A 6,053-nucleotide genomic window follows, 5' to 3' on the forward strand; every position below is an offset into this window, starting at 1 on the left:
ATAGCTGATAGCTGATAGCTGATAGCTGATAGCTGATAGCTGATAGCTGATAGCTGATAGCTGATAGCTGATAGCTGATAGCTGATAGCTGATAGCTGATAGCTGATAGCTGATAGCTGATAGCTGAAAAAAAATCAGCCAATTATAACGGATTTAGCTCCCAAATAATTAAATCAATAAAAATCAATAAAAATCAATAAAAATTAATAGATGGTAAAGTAATAATCTGGACTATCCTGAACTCTCCAATTAAGTAAACTAGTTAATAAACTTATTATTTATTTATTAAATACAGGTATAATTTAGAGTTAAGCTACTGCTGTAGAATTGGCGCTGAATTCAGAAAGCCAAGAAAACCTTTAGCTTAGCATCTATAACTGCCAAGCAAGAGCTTCACATCCTTCCAAATCGATTATGACACATAGGGAAATTCGTAGCATTACCGTCAAGGTGGTCAATGGTGATCTAGACATAGCAGCTTACCTGGCAATGCCGGTGGCAGAAACACCTCTTCCTGGAATTGTGGTGCTGCAAGAAATTTTTGGGGTGAATGGCCATATCCGGGATATCACAGAACGATTTGCGAAAGAAGGCTATGTTGCGATCGCTCCCGCACTCTATCAACGCCTTGCTCCAGGCTTTGAGACAGGTTACACCATTGAAGACATTAACATTGGCAAGGAATACAAGGAACAAACCAGAGCAGCGGAACTCCTGGGAGACATCCAAGGGGCCATCGGTTACCTGAGGAGTCAAACCCCTGTGCAAGATAACCCCATCGGCTCTATTGGCTTTTGTTTCGGGGGTCATGTTGCCTATCTGGCTGCTACCTTACCCGATATTAAAGCTACTGCTTCGTTCTATGGTGCTGGGATTACTACCATGACTCCTGGCGGTGGTGAACCAACGATTACTCGCACACCAGAGATTAACGGTACACTCTATGGTTTCTTTGGGATGGAAGATGCTAGCATTCCAGCAGAAGAGGTTGATCAGATTGAGGCTGCTCTTGAGAAAAATAAAATTAATTATCGTGTCTTTCGTTACGATGGAGCAGACCACGGATTTTTCTGTGACCAACGGGCTAGCTACAATGAAAAAGCAGCTACTGATGCTTGGCAAAACGTTTTGCAGCTGTTTAGGGAAAAACTTGACTAAACTGTCACCGGCTCCCAACTTTTTAAGCAGCTGCTCCTATATCAGAAATCATTACTGATTTTAAACCGTTAATCATCATGAATTCAAAATCAACCTCTTCGACCACCAGCAATTCATCCTTTTCTATGGATGATTTTGCTCAAGCCCTAGAAGAATACGACTATGAGTTTAAACAGGGACAGGTGGTACGTGGCAGAGTACATAACTACGAAAGCGATGGTGCTTATGTAGACATCGGTGGTAAGTCCCTGGCTTATCTACCAATTAGTGAAGTTTCCTTAGAATCGGATCTGGATTGGTCGGAAGTACTGCCCTTGAATGAGGAAATGGATTTCCTGATTATTCGGGAGCAAAATGCTGATGGTCAAGTTACCCTTTCCCGGCGTCAGCTGGAGATTAAGCAAGTTTGGGATGGGTTAGTTGAACTCCAAGAGAATGGAAAATCATTAGATGTCCGGGTTTCTGGAGTGAATAAAGGTGGTGTCACCGTGGATGTGCGGGGATTGCGGGGATTCATTCCGCGATCGCACTTGAGTCAGCACGACAATCTAGATTCCTTGATTGGTCAGAAACTAACAGTCAATTTCCTAGAAGCTGATCGCGATCGCAAGAAGCTAGTGCTTTCTCAGCGGGAAGCTGTGCGTGCTGCTACTTTCTCTGAGCTAGAAGTGGGACAATTAGTGGAAGGTAAAGTAGCTGCGATCAAGCCCTTTGGTGTGTTTGTGGACTTTAATCAAACCAATGGCTTGCTGCACATTAAGCAAGTAAGCCAAAGTTTCGTTGAAGACCTCTCCAAAGTGTTTGAAATCGGTCAAGTGATCCAGGTAATGATTATTAACTTGGATGAAGGCAAAGGTCGTATTTCTATGTCTACCAGGGTTTTAGAAAATTACCCAGGAGAAATGCTCGAAAAGATGGCAGAGGTAATGGCTAGTGCTCCAGCTCGTGCTGAACGTGCTAGGCAAAAACTATTACAAGCATAAGTTAGGTCGTTTGAATCGATCATGTTTTTTGTTTCTTGTTGACTGTTGACTGTTATAGCGCTACGCTTAGCGTCAGAAATTAGAAGTCAGAAGTCAAAGGTGCGCTTACAGTCGTCGAATTAAATTCGCCACGGGTCGCACCTAAAAGTAAGCGATTACTTAAGTTTCGGAGTTTAGGAATGTCAAACATCTGAATGCGTAGTGCTATAACTGTTGACTGTTGACTGTTGACTGTTGACTGTTGACTGTTGACTGTTGACAGTCAACCGTGAACCGTGAACCGTGAACTAAAATACCTGATGAATCAAAACAATAGCCCAATCCATACCCTTACCGTAGATATTGGTGGCAGTGGCGTTAAGGTGATGGTATTAGATGAATTGGGTAATCCCATCACCCAACGTAGTCGCTTAGAAACACCCCAACCTCCTAAGCCGGATGCTATCATTCATGCGATCGCATCCCTAGCTCTCGGACAAGGGGATTTTGAACGGGTATCGGTGGGATTTCCTGGAGTGGTTCGCAATGGGATAACCTATACGGCGGTAAACCTCGATCCTGATTGGCAGGGATTTGATCTGGCTACTACCCTATCTCAACGCTTAGGCAAACCGGTGCGGGTAGCTAATGATGCCGATGTCCAAGGATTAGGAGCAATTACTGGCAAGGGAGTGGAATTGACGATTACCCTAGGCACAGGGTTTGGTTCTGCTTTATTTGTGGATGGCAAGCTGGTGCCAAATCTGGAAATGGGACACCATCCTTTTCGTAAAGGGGAAACCTACGAAGAACAGTTGGGGCGAGCGGCTTTAGAGAAAGACGGTAAGAAGAAATGGAATAATCGGCTCCAAAAAGCGATCGCATGCCTGGAGCGTTTGTTTAATTATAATTACCTTTACATTGGTGGTGGTGAAGCCAAAAAAATTAACTTTGAGCTACCCCCCAATGTAAAAGTAGTGCCCAATGTCGCTGGGTTATTGGGGGGTATTGCTTTGTGGCGGGATTAGAAAAAGCCGTGAAATACTATAGCGCTAAGCTATCAGCTATCAGCTATCAGCTATCAGCTATCAGCTATCAGCATATGCTTATGATGGACTTTTCCCCAGATTTTCAATTCTCATTAATCTCGAACTATTAAATTCTATCATTTGCGCATTGCGCACGCTACTTGAGATGCGCACGCTACGCTGGGTTTATTTTAAGCATTAGGCTGACCGCTGACCGCTGACCGCTGAATGCTTACTACTAGATTGCTGGGCTATAGCTTGTCCTGCATAAACCTGTGTGACAAATTCCCGAATTTTCTGCTGATATTCGGCAGTAGCAACAGTTGTCAAATCATTGTGAGCTGCATCAGGAACTAGCCAAAGCTGTTTAGGAACTGTAGCAGCATCGAACAAGACTTGACTCATCCTAGCAGGAACTGTGGTATCACTAGTGCCATGGATTAAGAATATAGGTGTTTGGAGTGACTTGATTTTACTAATTGAGTCAAACCGCTGGGTAAGCAGAAGATCGATCGGCAAGAAACCATATTTTCCCTGATAATCTGCCATATCCCGCATGGAAGTAAATGAGCCTTCCAAAATCAACCCTGCCATGTCTGGGTTACGCACCGCTAGATCAATCCCGATTGCTCCCCCTATGGAATAACCATAGACAAAAATATCTTGGGGATTGATGCCTCGTTGTTGGACTAGATAATCCCAAGCCACTTGAGCATCTTGATAAACTTGGGATTCCCTAGGAAATTTACCGTCGCTGCGACCATAGCCTCGGTAGTCAATCAGCAGCAGGGATAAACCTAGCTGATGTAACCGTTGGGCTATTTCAAGATATGACCCAATATTACAGGCATTACCGTGCAGATATAGCATCACCTTACTTTCTGGTGAGTCAGAGGGAATCCACCAGCTATGGATTTTATCAATTTTACCCTTATTGGATATTGGTAACCAAAGCTCTTCGTAAGGCAAACCAAAGTCAGCTGGTGTATTTTCAATCACTGAAGCCGGACAAAACATTAGCCGATGTTGCAACAGCAACACTGAGGTACAGACTAAGGCGTAAGCGATCGCTATAAATCCTGCAACAATCAACATAATCAATGATCTTCATAGTTCATCCTTCATCCTTCAAAACCGGTTGGCTTAGATGCCATTCGGTTGCTTGTTCATAAGCATAACCTACTTGAAATAGCTGGTCTTCCCGCAATACATTACTAATCAACTGCATCCCAATTGGTAATCCCTGTTCATCAAAGCCACAGGGTATACTCATCCCTGGTAACCCAGCCAGGTTAACTGGAATAGTCATCAGGTCAGTCAGATACATACTTAAGGGGTCTTCTGTCTTTTCCCCAGCTTTAAATGCTGTGGAGGGAGCTGTGGGACAGACTAGCACATCGACCTTGTCAAAGGCTGCTTCAAAATCCTGTTTAATCAGAGTACGAACTTTTTGGGCTTTGAGATAATAGGCATCATAGTAACCAGCGGATAGGGCATAGGTTCCTAGCATAATCCGGCGCTTGACTTCTGCACCGAACCCTTCAGCACGGGTTTTGGTGTACATAGAAAGGAGATTGTCAGCATCTGATGCCCGTAAGCCATATTTAACGCCATCGTAGCGAGCTAGATTTGCTGATGCTTCTGACGGAGCAATGATGTAGTAGCAAGGCAAACCATACCGGAATCGAGCACAGGAAATTTCCTGAATCTCAGCACCTAAGTCTTTGAGCTGATCAATCGCTTTAGTGACTGCTTTCTCTACTACTGGGTCTAAGCCTTCACCAAAAGTTTCTGTAATAATACCAATCTTAACTTTACCGTTGGATTTTAGGTCTGGTTGCAGGAATTGGGTATAGTCGGGAATGTCTACTTTGAGGCTGGTCGCGTCATTGGGGTCATATCCTGCGATCGCATTCAGTAAAATAGCGGCATCTTCTACAGTGCGAGCAAATGGTCCAATTTGATCTAAGGACGATGCGAATGCCACTAAACCATAGCGCGATACTAAACCATAGGTCGGTTTCATGCCAACTACTCCACAGTAAGAAGCCGGTTGACGAATAGAACCACCGGTATCAGAACCCAGAGCAATAGGACATTCCCCAGAAGCTACGGCTGCCGCTGAGCCCCCGGAGGAGCCGCCGGGGACATGGGATAAATTCCAAGGGTTTTTAGTAAGTTGAAAAGCCGAGTTTTCCGTAGAACTCCCCATGGCAAATTCATCCAAGTTGGTTTTACCTACCATTACTGCCCCAGCATCTTTGAGTTTTTGGGTCACTGTTGACTCGTAGGGTGGGACAAACTTGGCCAGAATCCGGGAGCCGCAGGTGGTCGGAATCCCTTGGGTACACATATTGTCTTTGATGCCAATGGGTATACCGGCCAAGGTACCGAGCTCTTCACCAGCTGCGATTTTCGCATCTACTTGACTGGCCTGTTCTAAAGCATAGTCTGAGGTGATGTGGAGGAAGCTTTGGACTTGAGGCTCTAGGGCTTGAATCTTATCTAGGGCTTCTTGGGTGATTTCTACAGCTGAGCGTTCTTTGTTGATTAGCTGTTGATGCAACTCGCGGACCGTGTCCATGCTTACTACCTTTACTGACTTAACCATTTCAACTCTAGTATTCTGACAAAAAATTCCGTGCTTAGGGGTTTGGGCTCAGGCTTTAGGAAAGGGAGTCGGGAGTCGGGAGTCGGGAGTAGGGAGCAGGGAGTTGCGTAGGGTGCGTTAGGGGGGCCTTCATGTTTGGCCTCGTAGCCAGGGTTAGGTTGCTGCCCGTAACGCACCACTGCTGGGTCAAACAACTTTTAGAAGATGCACCCGATTTTGATTCAGGGAAATTGGGCGCGATGTTCCTTGGCCTTTCGGCCACGCTACGCGAACGGAACCGCTTCGCGAACGCAT

At 45.0% G+C, this 6,053-nt stretch carries 6 protein-coding genes; 3 read left to right on the top strand and 3 right to left on the bottom strand.

All coding sequences use genetic code 11. The annotated features are described in order from the left end of the window. Nucleotides 1-414: 414 nt before the first annotated feature. From F6K38_RS33345 to F6K38_RS33355, 3 genes are all read left to right on the top strand, one after another. Nucleotides 415-1,158, top strand: coding sequence for a dienelactone hydrolase family protein (locus F6K38_RS33345; protein WP_008190223.1), 744 nt, complete (start codon nucleotides 415-417; stop codon nucleotides 1,156-1,158). 77 nt (nucleotides 1,159-1,235) lie between these two features. Beyond that, nucleotides 1,236-2,141: a S1 RNA-binding domain-containing protein gene (locus tag F6K38_RS33350; RefSeq protein ID WP_044495335.1), complete on the top strand. Its 906-nt coding sequence runs from the start codon at nucleotides 1,236-1,238 to the stop codon at nucleotides 2,139-2,141. Nucleotides 2,142-2,440: 299 nt separating this feature from the next. Beyond that, nucleotides 2,441-3,148 carry an ROK family protein gene (locus F6K38_RS33355; protein WP_008190226.1) on the top strand — a complete coding sequence of 236 codons (708 nt, stop codon included), beginning with the start codon at nucleotides 2,441-2,443 and terminating at the stop codon, nucleotides 3,146-3,148. Nucleotides 3,149-3,346: 198 nt separating this feature from the next. On the opposite strand, the gene F6K38_RS33360 is transcribed toward F6K38_RS33355, so the two are convergent. From F6K38_RS33360 to F6K38_RS33370, 3 genes are read right to left on the bottom strand one after another with little or no spacing between them, the layout of a single operon-like run. Further along, the gene (locus F6K38_RS33360; protein ID WP_008190229.1) at nucleotides 3,347-4,243 is read right to left on the bottom strand and encodes an alpha/beta hydrolase; all 897 of its coding nucleotides are present in this window, start codon (nucleotides 4,241-4,243) and stop codon (nucleotides 3,347-3,349) included. A 19-nt stretch (nucleotides 4,244-4,262) separates the two neighbouring features. Then, complete coding sequence (gene gatA / locus F6K38_RS33365) at nucleotides 4,263-5,732, bottom strand: Asp-tRNA(Asn)/Glu-tRNA(Gln) amidotransferase subunit GatA (RefSeq protein ID WP_287312613.1); 1,470 nt, start codon at nucleotides 5,730-5,732, stop codon at nucleotides 4,263-4,265. A gap of 11 nt (nucleotides 5,733-5,743) precedes the next feature. After that, a complete protein-coding gene (locus F6K38_RS33370) occupies nucleotides 5,744-5,953 on the bottom strand; it encodes a hypothetical protein (protein ID WP_287266060.1) in 210 nt (69 codons plus the stop codon). Nucleotides 5,954-6,053 lie beyond the last annotated feature (100 nt).

Origin of the sequence: Moorena sp. SIO3B2 (genome assembly GCF_010692525.1) — a bacterium.
Classification (GTDB): domain Bacteria; phylum Cyanobacteriota; class Cyanobacteriia; order Cyanobacteriales; family Coleofasciculaceae; genus Moorena; species Moorena producens.